The organism is Methylobacterium brachiatum, from assembly GCF_900113845.1.
GTDB lineage: Bacteria > Pseudomonadota > Alphaproteobacteria > Rhizobiales > Beijerinckiaceae > Methylobacterium > Methylobacterium brachiatum.
Genome location: NZ_FOQW01000018.1, coordinates 1 through 14,737 on the forward strand (window position 1 = coordinate 1; position 14,737 = coordinate 14,737).

Sequence of the window (14,737 nt, forward strand, 5' to 3'; positions counted from 1 at the left end):
CATGACCACCAAGCCGACCCCATGCTCCCGGCAGAACGTCGCGAGTTCGGCATGGCCGTCCGGGGTGTTGGCGACCTGTCGCCACGGACCGTGGCGGCCAATGCGGGCATCCAGCGTGGCGGCGCCGACATCCACTCCACAGATGATGTCTGTCACGGTAACCTGCCTTGTCCATGCGACGGGCTGTCGAGCGACTGTCCGGTCGTGCGTGACGAGGCGGCCTCCGGTCCCAAAGCTCTCCCACGGTTGTGGCCTGAGGGGGGACGGGCGTCAGAGACCGCGCGCGAGGGTCGGCGGCCACCGACCCTCGCGCAGCCCTCATCTCACCATCCCAAAGGGCCGACCGCCAGATACAAGGGGAGCGACGCGGCAGAACAGTGTGTTGCCCGTCGTGCCGGTCGCATTCTCTGCTGAACCCGGGCTCCCCTCTCCCGACCCTCGCTCACGCGAGGCCCACCCTCCCCCGCAGAGGGGGGAGGGAGGCGCGCTTGGGGTTGGCCTTGGTTCTCGTTCGGCAGCGCTGTCTGACCATCGTAGCCCGTGCGGGAGAGGGGGGCGGGCCGCCCCGGCTCGCCTCAGCCCGGCATCGCCTCCAGCCCCGCGGCGCGGATCCAGTCGCGGGTGCGATCGAGCGCCCGGCCGAGCCGGTCGAACAGCGCGTCGATCTCGTCGGGGGTGATGATCAGCGGCGGGCAGAGGGCGACCCGGTCGCCGGTGAGCGCGCGCACGATCAGGCCCTCGGCCTGCGCGAAGGCGACGCAGCGGGCGGCCACGCCCGCCTTCGGCTCGTACTGGCGCTTGCTGGCCTTGTCGGCGACGATCTCCAGCCCGCCGATCAGCCCGATGCCCCCGGCCTCGCCGACGATGTCGTGCTGGGCCAGCGCCGCGAGCCGGCGCTGGAAGTGCGGCGCCTTCTCGGCCGCGCCCTCGATCACCCGGTCGCGCCGGTAGATCTCGATCGCCTTCAGCGCCACCGCGGCCGCCACGGGATGGCCGGAATAGGTGGTGCCGTGGCCGAAGGTGCCGAGCTTCTCGCTCTGGCCGATCATCGCCTCGTAGAGCGGCTCGTCGATGCTGACGCCGCCGAGCGGCATGTAGGCCGAGGTTAGCGCCTTGGCGAAGGAGATCGAGTCGGGCCGGATCCCCAGCGCCTCGCTGCCGAACCAGGTGCCGAGCCGGCCGAAGCCGCAGATCACCTCGTCGGCGATCATCCGGACCTCGTATTTCGTCAGCACCGCTTGGATCGCCGCGAAGTAGCCCCGCGGCGGCACGATCGCCCCGCCGGCGCCCATCACCGGCTCGGCGATGAAGGCCGCGACGGTCTCGGGCCCCTCGCGCAGGATCGTCTGCTCCAGATCGGCGGCGAGGCGGGCCGAATAGGCCTCCTCGGTCTCGCCCGGCTCGGCGCCCCGATAGAAATGCGGGCAGGCGACGTGCAGGAAGCCCGGCAGCGGCAGGTCCCAGTCGGCATGGTTCGCGGTCAGCCCGGTCATCGAGGCGCTGGCCACCGTGACGCCGTGATAGCCCTTCTGCCGCGCGATGATCTTTTTCTTCTGCGGCCGGCCCAGCGCGTTGTTGTAGTACCAGGTCAGCTTGACCTGGGTGTCGTTGGCTTCCGACCCGGAAGACGTGAAGAAGATCTTCGAGGTCGGGACCGGCATCAGCTCCTTGAGGGTCTCGGCCAGCTCGATCCCCGGATCGTGGCTGCGGCCGGAGAACAGGTGGGTGAAGGGCAGCCTTCCCATCTGGACCCGGGCGGCCTCGACCAGCTCCGCGTTCGAGTAGCCGAGCGCCGTGCACCACAGGCCCGACATGCCCTCGATATAGGACCGGCCCTCCGTGTCGTAGACGTGGACCCCCTCGCCGCGCTCCAGCACCAGCGGGCCGGTATGCCGGTGGGTCGACAGGTTGGTGTAGGGGTGGAGCAGGGTTTCGACGTCGCGGGTCGCGAGATTCGAGAGCATCGTTCGCACCGTCCTCATGCCCAGGGGATCCGCCACACTACCGACCCGATGCCCGTGCAGGTAGTCCCGCGGCCCTGCGCCCGGCTCATCCCGGATGCATGCCCCCGTGTTTGACCCGCGCGACGCACGATTCATGCTTACTTCCGGTCCCTCGCCCGTCCTGGCGCCCGAAACCTTCGTGGCGCAGCCGGCCCCCGGGCGCGCCTGCGGCGCCTGCACCCTGTGCTGCAAGGTCTACGACGTGCCGGCGGTGGAGAGCGTGGCGGGCCAGTGGTGCCGCCACACCAAGGCCGGCCAGGGCTGCGCGATCCACGCGACGCGCCCCGACCATTGCCGGGCGTTCCACTGCCTCTGGATGACCGAGAGCTGGCTCGGGCCGGAATGGAAGCCCGACCGCGCCAAGATGGTGCTCACCCTCGACCCGCTGTCGCGCAACATGAACGTGCAGGTCGATCCCGGCCAGGCGAATGTCTGGCGCCGGGAGCCCTATTACGGCCAGCTCAAGCGCTGGGCGGCGGCCTCCGTGCCCCTGCGCCGCCACGTGCTCGTGCACGTCAACAAGACCACCACGGTGGTCCTGCCGGACCGGGACGTCAGCCTCGGGGTGGTCGCGCCGGACGAGCGGATCGTCTCGCACGACCGGATGACCCCGCAGGGTCCGAGCTTCGACGTGCAGAAGGTCAAAGCCGCGTAACACCCTTGCGGCCATCGCCTGTTTGCCCGAGTGATCGCGCATGACGACGATCCACGATTTCACCGTTCCCGCGGCCGACGGGAGCCCGTACCCCCTCGCGCAGCATCGCGGCGAGGTGCTGCTCATCGTGAACACGGCCTCGCGCTGCGGCTTCACCCCGCAATATGCCGGGCTGGAGACGCTGTGGCGGGCGCATCGCGACGCGGGCCTGACGGTCCTGGGCTTCCCCTGCAACCAGTTCGGCGCGCAGGAGCCGGGGGACGCCGCCGAGATCGCCAAGTTCTGCTCGCTGACCTACGACGTCAGCTTCCCGGTGCTCGGCAAGGTGGCGGTGAACGGCCCGGAGGCCGAACCGCTGTTCGACCACCTCAAACAGGCCCGCTCGGGCCTGTTCGGCACGAAGGCGATCAAGTGGAACTTCACCAAGTTCCTGGTCGGCCGGAACGGTCAGGTGATCGCCCGGTTCGCGCCGTCGGCGAAGCCGGCCTCGCTGGAGGGGAAGGTGCGGGCGGCGCTGGCCCAGCCGGCGCGGTAGGAGGTTGGCGCCTCAGACCGGATCGGCTTCCGCGAGCCGGCGCGGCTCCGCCGCCAGCCGCAGCAGGCTGCGCAGCGGCGCGATCCGCGACGGGCGCATCGAGTCGCGCAGGATCCCGACCAGGAACCGGGCCTCGGCGATCTTCTCCAGGGTCGAATCCGCGGCGCCGGCGATCAGCGCCTGACGTTCCAGCCGCGACAGGGCCGCGAACAAAGCCTCGCGCGCCGCCTCATCGTCGGAAGACTGCTTGGTGGCAAGAAGCGCGGCCAATTCGCCGGTGAAACGACTGTCATGGCAAGGATCGGCGCGCATGGATGATCCGACGACTGGAATAGCCCGACCCTAAGTCAATCCTCGCGGCATGTCAGCCGGCTACGCGGCCTCGCGACAGCGAGTCCGGGCATGTTGCGCAAGCGCATCTGCGCAATCCACCCTGCCAGGCGAGCACAGCGGAATGGTCAGACGCTGGCGATCAGCTCGGCCGCGGCCTCGAATTCCGTCCGGCGAATCGCCAGCCGCGCCTCGGCCTCGGCGTCGCTGCCCCAGATTGCCGCCTGGTAGGTCTCGTCGACATGGGCCGCGTCCCAGGCCTCGGCCGGGCTGAGGCGGCCGCGCAGGACCGCGAGCGCGATCAGCAGCGAGCCGGTCAGCGTGGTCAGCGTGTGCAGGCCGGCCAGCCGAAACGGGCTCTCGACCGCGGCGACCGCGTCGGACAAAGCCCGCACGGTATCGGGCGGCTGCTCCACATGCATCACGCCCTCGCTGAGGATGATCCGGGCCCCGAACGTCTCCCGCGCCCAGTCGAGGATCGGGTCCCAGGACGCGGCCTGGGCCGAGACCAGCCGCTCCGGATCCCCGGCGCGATAGGCAAGCAGATCGGTGCCGGCATAGGCGGAGAGATCCTCCACCACGGCGGCGTGCCGGGGGGCGACGCCGTCGATGCTGGTATTGGCCAGCCGGGTCAGCGGCATCCTGGCCGGATCGATCACCGTGTCCTGGGCCGCCCATTCGGCCGCGACCTTCTCGGCGAGCGCCCGGGTCGGCAGGCTCAGCGGGTTGCGGGCGGGGGTGTTCGCCGGACGGCCGTCGAGGGTCAGCCGGAACCCGTCCGGGCCCTCGGCAAAGCCGGCCTCCGTGTAGAACCGCCGTGGGAGGGCGGGCTTGGCATGGCCGCGGGCCGCCCGCACCGGATCGGGTCGCTCCCCGTCGCCCGGTTCGCCGAGCCACTCGTTCGTCACATCGCTCATGGATGCCAGATAGGAGCTTTCGGGCTCGTCGGCGAGCCTCGTCGGAAGTCGCACCGTTATCGCGCGCGGAGCGACACAGGATGGGGCGCGTTCTCCGAGCGGTGCGATTCCCAGGGTCGCTGCGCTACTCCCGCGATGACGGCGCAGCGGGCAGGCCCGGCGGCTCCCCCCCGGACAGCAGTCCTTCCAGCGCGCCCGCGCTCGACACCACCGTGACGGCGCCCGCCCCGTAGAGGGCGCCGGCCGGGTGATAGCCCCAGCCGACCCCCACGGCGACGGCCCCGGCCGACACGCCCATGCCAATGTCGAAGGTGGTGTCGCCGACCATGACGGTCGCCTCGGGGGCACAGCCGGCCTCGGCCATCGCCTGGAGCAGCATGGTCGGATCGGGCTTCGACGGCGCGTCGTCCGCGCTCTGCGTGGTCACGAACCAGTCGGCCCAGCCGTGATGCGCGATCAGGCGGTCGACGCCGCGCCGGGACTTGCCGGTGGCGAGGCCGATCAGCACGTCCTCGCGGGCATGCAGCCGCGCCAGCAACTCGCCCATGCCCGGGAACAGCGGCTCCTCGTAGGCGGGATCGACCCGCAGGCGGTTGTAGGCCTGCTTGTAGCTCTCCGAGAGTTCGACGATCGGCCCGTCCTCGCCCACGAGGCGGCGGAACGCCTGCGGCAGCGACAGGCCGACCACCGAGAGCGCCTCGCGCCGGCCCGGGGCCGGCAGGCCGTTCTCCGCGAAGGCGAGGCCCTGGGCCGCCACGATCAGGTGCTGGCTGTCGACCAGCGTGCCATCGACGTCGAAGACGATCAGCTTCATCGCCCGGGCGCGCCCGGCGCGGCGCGGCCGGTCACGGCTTGCGGCCCGGCTGCACCGGCTGGCCGGCGCTCGGCTGCGCCGGCTGGCCATGCGTACGCTCGTAGCCGAGGCGGCAGCGGATCAGGAACCGCCGGCGCTTGCCGCCGCGCAGCCCGCGCTGGTGCGAGGCGCGGTTGCAGGCCGCGTAGGACCGCCGCCGGCGCTCGGCCCGGGCGCTCGAGGCCGGCCGTTGGGCGGCTTGAGGCTGGGCGTTCGACGGTGCGGGGGAGGGGGCGGGCTGCTGGGGCGCCTCGGCGGCGGGGGCGGTCTGGGCCGGGGCGGGCGTGGCCGGTGCCGGCTGGGTCTGCCGGGGCGCGTTGGATGGCGGTGCCGGGTTCGCCGGCGCGGCCGGCTTGGCCGCCTCGCCCGGCGCGGCATAGGCCGCCGGCCCGACGAGGCAGAGGGCGGCGAGGCAGGCCAACGTCGCGAGCTTCATGCGTCAGGGTCTCGAACCGCGGGAAATCGGCCCCGCGGCGGAACGGCGGGTCACGGATCAGCATATGAGGCGAGTCGGCCGATTGCCAAGGCGTGGCGGACGCGCGACCTATGGGCCGCGGGCGGCGCTGCACCGGGATATTGGGGCCGGCACGCGTGAGAGCCCCATGACCCTCGTCCTGCTCCCCGGCTTCATGACCGATCCCGACCTCTGGGCGGACATGCTGCCGCGCCTCGCGCCGCTCGGCCCGGTCCTGCACGGCGACCTCACCCGGGATTCCGGCATCGACGCCATGGCACGGCGGGTCGCCGCGGCGGCGCCCGAGCGATTCGCGCTGATCGGCTTCTCCATGGGCGGCTACGTGGCGCGGGAGATCGCGCGGCTCGCGCCGGAGCGGGTCCGGGCGCTCGTGCTGATCGCCACCTCGGCCCGGGCCGACACCCCGGCCCAGGCGAGGCGGAAGGCGGCGGCCGTGGAGAACGTCCGCCGCCGGGGATTTTCGGGGCTCAGCCGGGCCGCGATCCTCGGCTCGGTCCATCCCGACCGGGCCGGCGACGCGGCGCTGATCGCCCGTATCCGCGCGATGGGCGACCGGCTCGGCGGCGACGTGTTCCTGCGCCAGGCCGGTGAGGCCCGTACCAGCGACCTGGACCGGCTCGGCGCGATCGCCTGCCCGACCCGGGTGGTGGCCGCCGCCCAGGACGGCCTGCGCAGCCTCGACGAGGCGCGGGAACTGCAGGCCGGCATTCCGGGCGCCGCCCTGACGGTGATCGACGGCTCCGGCCACATGCTGCCGATGGAGGCCCCCGACGCCCTGGCGGAGGCCGTCGTGCCGTGGCTCCGGGCTCAGCTCTCCGGCGCCTCGACGATCGGGTCGTAGCGGGAGGCGTCGAAGCCCAGGAGGTTCCAGCTCTGGGCCATGTGCGGCGGCAGCGGCGCGCTGACATCCACCGGCCGGCCGGTGCGCGGATGCGGGATCACGATACGGCGGGCGAGCAGGTGCAGCCGGTTCTGGATGCCGCCGGGCAGCTCCCAGTTCTCCACCGAGAAGTATTTCGGGTCGCCGACGATCGGGTGGCCGATATGGGCCGCGTGGGCGCGCAGCTGGTGGGTCCGCCCGGTGACCGGCTTGAACGACAGCCAGGAGAGCTTCTGGGCGGCCTGATCGACCATGGCGTAATAGGTGAGCGCGTGGCTCGCGCCCTCGTCGCCGTGCTTGGCGACCCGCATGCGCGCGTCGGCATCGGTCGGCTCGTCCTTGGCGAGGTAGGTCGAGACCCGCCCCTGCCGCACCCGCGGCACGCCCGCGGTGAGCGCCCAGTAGATCTTTCGCGCCGCCCGCGAGCGGAAGCTCTTGGCGAGCGTCGCGGCGGCCAGCCGCGTCTTGGCGATGATCAGGCAGCCGGCCGTATCCTTGTCGAGCCGGTGGACGAGACGGGGCTTCTGGCCGTCCGGCCCGGTCAGCGCCGCGAGCAGCCCGTCGACGTGGCGGACCGTGCCCGACCCGCCCTGGACCGCGAGGCCGAAGGGCTTGTTGAGGATCATCATGTCGGCGTCCTCGTAGAGGATCAGCGAGCGGATGAACTCGGCATCGTCCTGCTCCCGGGCGGCGCTGCGCGGCCGCTCGGTCGGCTGGTCGAGGCGCAGCGGCGGGACGCGCACGCTCATGCCCGGCTCCAGCCGGTCGTTCGGCTTGGCGCGCTTGCCGTCGACCCGCAGCTCGCCCTTGCGGACGATGCTCTGGACCCGGGTGAAGGGCAGGAGCGGAAAGCGCGCGGTGAGGAAGCGGTCGATGCGCATGCCCGCCTCGTCCGGTTCGACCGTCAGGGTCTGCACACCGGAGGCGAGGGTCGCGGAGGCGGCGGCGCGCTGCTCGCGCCGGGTCGGGCCGGCCGGCGGCGCCGAGGGCTCGGGCCGCGACTCGACGGATCTGGCCTGCGCCTTCGCAGCCGGCCTGGGGCCGGGCCGCGGCGGCGCCTTGCGCGGGGGCGGCGCATCCTTGCGCTCGTCCCGGGCCGGCCGGGGCTTCGGCTGGGCGGCAGCCGCCGCGGCCGCGGCGACGGCGTGGGGCGTGCCCGCCGCGGTCCAGGGATCGCGCGCGCCGGCATCGTCGCCGCGGTTGCGGGCGGCGCGCTCGGCGGCGTCGCGGGCGCTGGTGCGCGGGCCGGTGCGGGCGCGCTCGCCATACGGCTGAAACTTACCGGCCGGGGGCTTGCGCCCCTTCGGGCCGCCGCGTGGGGGTGGTCGTGTCGTCATGATTCCGCCAGCACCCGTCTCCGCTTCGGACGGAACGTCCGGGCGCATCGGCCGCGGCGTCGCGGAGGACCCGGACCGATGGGGTCGCCCGGCTCTAGCATCGCGGGGGCGCAGCGGCAAAGGCGGTGGTGGCCGGCGCCACAACCGTCAGTACTTGAGACCGGTGTCGCACAGTACCGTGACGGCGACCGCGTCCGCCGGCAGGCGGCCCGAGGCGAGCAGGGATGCGGCGGCGCAGACATTGGCGGCCGCCGAGTAGCCGACATGCAGGCCCTCCCGCGTCGCCAGCAACCGGCGCCAGCGCGCGGCCTCGTCGTCGGACACCGCGAGGGCCAGATCCATGAGCCCGGGATCCCAATGCGGCGGCACGCTGCCGTAGCCCGTCCCCTGCAGGACATGGCGCGGCTTGGCGACGGGCTCGCCCGCCAATGGCCGGCAGCCCTCGGGCTCCACCGCCGCACAGAGGACATGTGGGTTGCGCGCCCGGAGCGCCGCCGCGACCCCGAGGAAGGTCGCACCCGTTCCCACCGACGCGACCCAGGCCTCGATCCGCCCGCCGCATTGCGCCCAGATCTCCGGGCCGGTCGTATCCCGGTGGATCGCGACGCCTTCCGGGGCGTGAAACTGGTCGACGTAGAAACCGCCGCGCTCCCGGGCGGCGTGCCGCGCCGCCTCGGCGGCGGCCGCGACATCGGCCCCGGTCACCTGTCCCGGCACCCCGTCGACCTGCGGGACCAGCACGACCTCCGCCCCGAGCGCCTCCAGCATCCGCGCCCGCTGCGGGCTGTTCCCGGCCGACAGGGTGACGACCAGCGGGTGACCCAGCGTGGCGCAGGCCACGGCCAGGCCGGTCCCCATATTGCCGCTCGACATCTCCACGACCGGGGCGGCCGGGGCGAGCCGCCCATCCGCCCGGGCGGCGCGCAGGATCGCGCGGGCCGCCCTGTCCTTGACGCTTCCGCCGGGCTGCATGAACTCGGCTTTCGCCAGGATGCGGCCCGGTCCGGGATGGACCCGGTCGAGGGCGATCAGGGGCGTGCGGCCAATAAGGTCGAGGGCGGACGCGGCGATGGTCGATGGCACGGACGCGGCCCCGGCGCGGGTGATCACGCCGCACAGCCTAGCAGCGGCTTCCGGGCCCCGACAGGGCCGGAACCGAGGACGCGCATTCGCGGCTACGGCCGCCCCTCGGCGAGAAGCCGCGCCTTGAGCCCGACCGGGTACAGATCCGGCCCGCCCGCGCGATCCAGTTCCTCCAGATCGCACCAGCGGGCGATGCAGGGCGTGCCGCAATCCTCGTGGAAGACCACCCGCTCCTGCGTATCCAGCGCGCTCGGCGGCAGGGCGACCGGGAACAGGAACAGCACCTCGTGCCCCGGACTGCCCTCGTGTGTGTACAGGTTCTCCATCACGAACGGGGCACCGAGAACCCGCACGGTGAGGCCGAGCTCTTCCCGGAACTCCCGCACGAGCGCCGCCTCCGCCGGCTCGCCGAACCCGACGCTGCCCCCGAGGGGGCGCACGCCCTTGAGGCGCCCGTCATCGGTATAGACCTCGGCGACGAGCAGCCGGCCTCCCCGCCAGGGCAGGCCGAGCGCCTTCACGCGGATCTCCGAAGGGGGGCGCCAGACATGCATGGGGTTCGGTATTCCGCGCCGCCGAGGGGCGCAACGGCCTGCACTGGCCTCCAGAGCGCCAAGCTGCGCGGCGCCGTGTCGGACTGTCCGGCCCAGCGCGGCGCAGATTTCATGGGGTGGCGCGTTTCGACATCCCGGCCGACGCGCAGCGTGCCCGCCGTCGAAACTGGGATCGTCCCTGCGGCTCAGGCCAGGTTATCCGCGCCGCCGAGGACGAATCTCACCCGATCGCGTATGCGCGCTTGACGATCGGTTCGGGCCGATCGGCCGGATCCTGGACCCGCGGCGCGGCCGCGAGTTCGCTCTGGATCTCGGCCTGGTGCTTGCGCGCGTTGGCGATCTCGAAGCGGGTCTGCAGCTCCATCAGCGTTTCCATGCTGCACCCGAACACCGTCTCGATGCGCAGGGCCAGATCCGCCGTGAGTGCCGTCTTCTCGTTGAGGAAGTCGGACAGCGCCTGACGGGTCACGCCGAGCAAGCTGGCCGCGGCCATGACGGTCAGGTTGCGCGCCTCCAAAATATTGCGCCGCACGAACCCGCCGGGATGACCAGGATTTTCCAGTTGATACGTGATACTCATCGCGCCCCCCTTGTCTACGTCAGCTCTAGACCATCGGTTTATAGAGATGTCTCGTACGTCCCGTGAGACGATCTTATTACCTCCCCCTTTCATCAGCTTGGCCGATATACGCGGCAGATCACCAGTGGTTCCACCGACAACGACCCTATGTAACCTGTGATGATGCTCAATATCGAGCAAATCATCGAGAAATTTTTCTCGTAAGTGTTTCATTTTCTGCAATACATGGGGTGAATGACTGATAATATTACCCATCGATACAAAGCCGAGTTGCAAAAAGACTTGCAATTACGTCCGCGCCCGGCGAGCCCGCCAATGCCCCTGACGTGCAGCCGGTCGTCCAGGCCGGTGCGGAAGGGACCCGCCCACAACCGAAGATACCCAGACGCTTGACGTCCCAGCGGCACACGGCCAAGCTGATCACCGACGGTTCCCCTCGGGGATCAAAAGGGAACGCGGTGAGGGGCCTGCCCCGATGCCGCGGCTGTCCCCGCAACTGTAAGCGGTGAGCCCTTCACCACCACGTCACTGGGTTTCGGCCCGGGAAGACGGTGCGAGGGCGGCGACCCGCGAGCCAGGAGACCTGCCGTCAGCCGTGGTCACACGCGAAACGCGCCGGGCGGGGTGTCCTGGCGGGTGTCGAGACGCCCGTGCGTGAGCACGGATGGCGAGGCCTCGTTCGCGGTGACGTGCCACAGCAAGCGCGCCCGCGTCCCGGTTCCCGATGCCCTCCCTTGTCGTGCCGATCCCGGCCGCGTCTCCGCGCGGCCCGATCCTCCGCCCGAGCCCTTGCGCTCGACGCGCGCGAGGCCCGGCCACCACGGATAGCAATGTTATAACATTGCTTATAGGACATCCGGGCCGGCGGCCGCCGCGCACGGATTCACGCACGCTATGTCCCGACCGAAAAATCCTCTCCGCAGCCGGCGCGCGCCGCTCTGCGGAGCCCTCCTCACCCTCCTGGCGAGCCCGGCCGCGTCCCAGGAGAGCGTCGCCCTCGACCAGCTCTCCGTCGAGGGGGAGGGCGGGGTCAGCCTGACCCGGGCCGCCCCGACCGGGCTGAACCTGGGCACCCCCGACCGGACCGCGAGCCGGCTCGGCCTGACGCCGCTGGAGACGCCCGCGAGCGTCGACATCGTGTCCGGCGAGACCGCGCGGCTGCGCGGCCAGGATACGATCGCCGAGGCGGTGACCCAGGACGCCACCGGCATCACCACGATCGCGGCGCCGGGCAACGGCAACGGCGCGTTCACGTCCCGCGGTTTCGCGGGGCCGAACTCGATTCAGCAGCTCTACGACGGCACCCGCTTCTATGTCGGCGCCAACACGGTGACGTTCCCGTTCGACACCTGGAACGTCGAGCGCATCGAGGTGCTGCGCGGGCCGTCCTCGGTGCTCTACGGCGACGGCGCCATCGGCGGGGTCATCAACGTCGTGCCCAAGAAGCCGGTCTTCGTGCCGATCAACACGGCCCGCGCGGTGATCGGCACCGACGGCGTCGCGCGGCTCGCACTGGATTCGGGCGGGGCGCTCGGCCGGGAGGAATTCGGCGAGACCTTCGCGTATCGCCTGAACGTCAGCGGTAACCGCGCCGACGGCTGGATCCGGCCGGAGGGCGATTTCCGCAACCTCGCGGTCTCGGCCGCCCTGCTGTTCCAGCCGAGCCCGGACCTCGCCTTCACGGTGAGCCACGATCTCGGCTACCAGGAGCCGGCGCGCTACTGGGGCACGCCCCTGGTCGAAGGCAGAATCCCGGACCTGATCCGGTTCAACAACTACAACGTCCGCGACGCGAAGATCACCTGGGCGGATAACTGGACCCAGTTCAAGACCGAGTGGACGCCCTCGGCCGACATCACCGTGCGCAACACCGCCTATCGGCTCACCAGCCGGCGGCACTGGCTCGATGTCGAGCAGTACATCTACAACCGCGGGACGGGACGGGTCGATCGCGGCGATTACCTCGAGATCTATCACAGCCAGGAACAGGTCGGGAATCGCCTCGACGCCAGCGTCAAGGGCAGCCTGTTCGGCCTGCCGAACGCGTTCGCGGTCGGGTTCGACGTGAACCACATCGATTTCCGCCACACGAACAATTTCTATTTCGACCAGACCACCAGCGTGCCGCTGACCGGCTACGATCCGGGCTTCTTCCCGCAGAACGGGCGGGCGCGGCCGGCCTACGCCACGCAGACCAGCCAGGCCTCGGTCTTCGCCGAGGACCGGGTGATCCTGTCGGACAAGCTCTCGTTCCTCACCGGCATGCGCCTCGACGTGCCGACGCTCCAGCGCGAGGACCTGCAGACCGGATCGCAGTTCGAGAAGACCTACCGCGCGCTCGGTTACCGGTTCGGCCTGGTCTACAACCCGACGCCGGACAGCGCGCTCTACGCGCAGTACAGCTTCGCCACCGACCCGGTGAACAGCCTCATCACGCTCAATCAGTCGCTGGCCGGGTTCCAGCTCGCCACCGGCACGCAGGTCGAGATCGGCGCCAAGGGGCTCGCCTTCGACGGCGCCCTCGAATGGACGGTGGCCGGCTACCGGATCGTCAAGGACAACCTGATCTCGGCCGTGCCGGGCCAGCCGACCCTGTCGACCCAGGTCGGGAGCCAATCCTCGCAAGGCTTCGAGCTGGCGCTGGGCTGGCACTTCGCCCCGGGCTGGCGGCTCGACGGCAACCTCGCGCTGCTGCACGCGCAATACGACGCCTTCGACCAGAGCGTGAACGGCGCCACCGTCTCGTATGCCGGCAACCAGCCGATCGACGTACCCGAGCGGGTCGCCAATCTCTGGCTCACCTGGGACGTCTCCCGGGACTGGACCGCCCGGGTCGGGCTCCAGAACGTCGGCCAGGTCTACAGCGACTTCTCCAACACGGCCCGGCGCCCGGCCTACAACCTGGTCAACCTCGTCCTCGACCATCAGGTGACGGTGGATTCGCGCCTGAGCCTGCGGGTCTACAACCTGTTCGACAAGGTCTACGCGATCAGCGGCAACGCCGTGAACGGCGTCGGCACCAACTGGCTGCTGGGCCGGCCGCGCTCGGTGGAGCTCGCCTACACGGTGACCTGGTGAGGCGCTGGGCCGGTAAGGCGGCCCGCCGCTGGCTGCTCCTGTTCCACCGCTGGGCCGGGATCGCCACGGCCCTGTTCTTCGTCCTGTGGATCGGCTCCGGGCTTGTGATGCTCTACGTGCCGTTCCCGGCGCTCACGCCGCCTGAACGCCTCGCGCGCCTGGCGCCGGTCGCCTGGGACCAGGTCGCGGTCGCGCCGGATGCGGCGCTCGCGACCGGCGGCGTCGCAGGCGTGCCGGCCGCGTTTTCCCTGAAGATGCGCGGCGTTGAGCCGGTCTACCGGATCACCGGCCGCGACGGGTCGCGGGCGACGGTCTCGGGCCGGACTGGCACGCGGCTCGGCCCGGTCGACGCGGAGGCGGCCCTGCGGCTCGCCGCCGGGGACCGGCCGGGCGCCCGCGTCGAGCCGGTGGAGCGGGACCAGTGGACCGTCACCGCCCGCTACGACCCGCTCCGGCCGTTCCACAAGGTCGCCCTCGGCGATCCCGCAGGGACCGAGCTCTACGTCTCGCAGGTCACCGGCGAGATCGCCCTCGACACGACCCGGTTCGAGCGCGCCTGGAACTGGCTCGGCTCGGTGCCGCACTGGATCTACCTGACGCCTTTGCGGGCCCGGGCGGAGCTGTGGCGCACGGTCCTGCTCTGGCTCTCGGGGCTCGCCGCCCTCGGGGCGCTCAGCGGCCTCGCCATCGGGATCTGGCGCCTGCGCCTGCGCCGTCGCTACGCCAGGGGCGCCGTGACGCCCTATCGCAGGCTGGCGCGCTGGCACCACCTGTTCGGCCTCGCGGGCGGGCTGGGGCTCGGGACGTTCATCGTGAGCGGCTGGATCTCCATGAACCCGAACCGCTGGTTCACGTCGAGCGCCCCGCAGCCTGAGCTGAGGGCCGCCTATGCCGGGACGCCCGGCGCCATCGGCGTCGATGCCGGTCGGCTGCCCGATCTCGCCGGACCGGACGCCCGGGCCGTGCGGTTCACCGCCCTCGGCGGCCGCTGGTGGCTGGTCGCCGAGGCGCCGGACGGCCTGCGCACCGTCGCCTCGGACGGTGGCACCGGCCCTGACGTGGCCACCCTGGCGGAAGCCGCCATCGCGGCGATCCCCGCGGGACACCTCCGCGCGGCCCGGCAGCTCGAAGCCTACGATTCCTACTGGTACCCGCACGGGGTGGACCCGCGGCCCCTGCCGGTCCTGCGCCTGCGCTTCGACGACCCGGCCGCCACCTGGCTCCACATCGACCCGCGCGACGGCACGATCCTCCAGCGCCTCGACCGGTCGGGCCGCATCAACCGCTGGCTGTTCGACGCCCTCCACCGCCTCGACCTGCCGATCCTGACCGGCCGCCCCGCTCTGCACGACGCCGCGCAATGGCTCCTGAACCTGCTCGCCGCCGGGATCGCGCTCACCGGCCTCGTCGCGGGCTGGAGAAGGGTGGGCCGGAGTTTCTCGACGCGGGCTCGGTGA

The 14,737-nt window shown here is 71.7% G+C and carries 14 protein-coding genes and 1 riboswitch; of the genes, 5 read left to right on the forward strand and 9 right to left on the reverse strand.

All coding sequences use genetic code 11. From position 1 onward, the window contains the following. Window positions 1–575: 575 nt before the first annotated feature. Entirely contained in the window at window positions 576–1,964 is a 1,389-nt protein-coding gene (locus BMZ47_RS21650) for an aminotransferase (protein WP_091864158.1), read from the reverse strand. A gap of 133 nt (window positions 1,965–2,097) precedes the next feature. Between BMZ47_RS21650 and BMZ47_RS21655 the strand changes: the two genes are divergently transcribed. Then, window positions 2,098–2,658: a hypothetical protein gene (locus BMZ47_RS21655; RefSeq protein WP_039903197.1), complete on the forward strand. Its 561-nt coding sequence runs from the start codon at window positions 2,098–2,100 to the stop codon at window positions 2,656–2,658. A 40-nt stretch (window positions 2,659–2,698) separates the two neighbouring features. Beyond that, window positions 2,699–3,193 (forward strand): glutathione peroxidase, encoded by a 495-nt coding sequence (locus BMZ47_RS21660; RefSeq protein WP_091864159.1) that lies wholly within the window; start codon window positions 2,699–2,701, stop codon window positions 3,191–3,193. A gap of 12 nt (window positions 3,194–3,205) precedes the next feature. Here the strand turns inward: BMZ47_RS21660 and BMZ47_RS21665 are convergent, their stop codons facing one another. From BMZ47_RS21665 to BMZ47_RS21680, 4 genes are all read right to left on the reverse strand, one after another. Next, on the reverse strand, window positions 3,206–3,505 hold the full coding sequence (locus tag BMZ47_RS21665) for a hypothetical protein (RefSeq protein ID WP_091864160.1): 300 nt from the start codon (window positions 3,503–3,505) through the stop codon (window positions 3,206–3,208). 146 nt (window positions 3,506–3,651) lie between these two features. Next, the gene (locus tag BMZ47_RS21670; RefSeq protein ID WP_091864161.1) at window positions 3,652–4,440 is read right to left on the reverse strand and encodes an ATP12 family chaperone protein; all 789 of its coding nucleotides are present in this window, start codon (window positions 4,438–4,440) and stop codon (window positions 3,652–3,654) included. A gap of 124 nt (window positions 4,441–4,564) precedes the next feature. Then, window positions 4,565–5,254 (reverse strand): HAD-IA family hydrolase, encoded by a 690-nt coding sequence (locus BMZ47_RS21675; protein ID WP_091864162.1) that lies wholly within the window; start codon window positions 5,252–5,254, stop codon window positions 4,565–4,567. 31 nt (window positions 5,255–5,285) lie between these two features. Then, window positions 5,286–5,729 carry a hypothetical protein gene (locus BMZ47_RS21680; RefSeq protein ID WP_091864163.1) on the reverse strand — a complete coding sequence of 148 codons (444 nt, stop codon included), beginning with the start codon at window positions 5,727–5,729 and terminating at the stop codon, window positions 5,286–5,288. Between the two features lie 166 nt (window positions 5,730–5,895). Between BMZ47_RS21680 and BMZ47_RS21685 the strand changes: the two genes are divergently transcribed. Further along, window positions 5,896–6,609 carry an alpha/beta fold hydrolase gene (locus BMZ47_RS21685; RefSeq protein WP_091864164.1) on the forward strand — a complete coding sequence of 238 codons (714 nt, stop codon included), beginning with the start codon at window positions 5,896–5,898 and terminating at the stop codon, window positions 6,607–6,609. Here BMZ47_RS21685 and BMZ47_RS21690 read toward each other — a convergent pair. The 4 genes from BMZ47_RS21690 to BMZ47_RS29275 all read right to left on the reverse strand — a co-directional run bounded on the left by BMZ47_RS21690 (window position 6,576) and on the right by BMZ47_RS29275 (window position 10,490). Further along, window positions 6,576–7,985 carry an RluA family pseudouridine synthase gene (locus BMZ47_RS21690; protein WP_091864165.1) on the reverse strand — a complete coding sequence of 470 codons (1,410 nt, stop codon included), beginning with the start codon at window positions 7,983–7,985 and terminating at the stop codon, window positions 6,576–6,578. The two genes, BMZ47_RS21685 and BMZ47_RS21690, sit on opposite strands and share 34 nt — an antisense overlap. Window positions 7,986–8,132: 147 nt before the next feature. After that, a complete protein-coding gene (locus BMZ47_RS21695; protein WP_091864166.1) occupies window positions 8,133–9,095 on the reverse strand; it encodes a PLP-dependent cysteine synthase family protein in 963 nt (320 codons plus the stop codon). Window positions 9,096–9,160: 65 nt separating this feature from the next. Then, the gene (locus tag BMZ47_RS21700; protein WP_091864167.1) at window positions 9,161–9,622 is read right to left on the reverse strand and encodes an NUDIX hydrolase; all 462 of its coding nucleotides are present in this window, start codon (window positions 9,620–9,622) and stop codon (window positions 9,161–9,163) included. A 220-nt stretch (window positions 9,623–9,842) separates the two neighbouring features. Then, the gene (locus tag BMZ47_RS29275; protein ID WP_342029073.1) at window positions 9,843–10,490 is read right to left on the reverse strand and encodes a HigA family addiction module antitoxin; all 648 of its coding nucleotides are present in this window, start codon (window positions 10,488–10,490) and stop codon (window positions 9,843–9,845) included. A gap of 122 nt (window positions 10,491–10,612) precedes the next feature. Further along, window positions 10,613–10,807, forward strand: a riboswitch (cobalamin riboswitch). 289 nt (window positions 10,808–11,096) lie between these two features. Between BMZ47_RS29275 and BMZ47_RS21710 the strand changes: the two genes are divergently transcribed. Next, complete coding sequence (locus BMZ47_RS21710) at window positions 11,097–13,280, forward strand: TonB-dependent receptor (protein ID WP_091864169.1); 2,184 nt, start codon at window positions 11,097–11,099, stop codon at window positions 13,278–13,280. Further along, window positions 13,277–14,737 carry a peptidase gene (locus BMZ47_RS21715; protein ID WP_091864170.1) on the forward strand — a complete coding sequence of 487 codons (1,461 nt, stop codon included), beginning with the start codon at window positions 13,277–13,279 and terminating at the stop codon, window positions 14,735–14,737. Before BMZ47_RS21710 ends, BMZ47_RS21715 begins: the two co-directional genes overlap by 4 nt.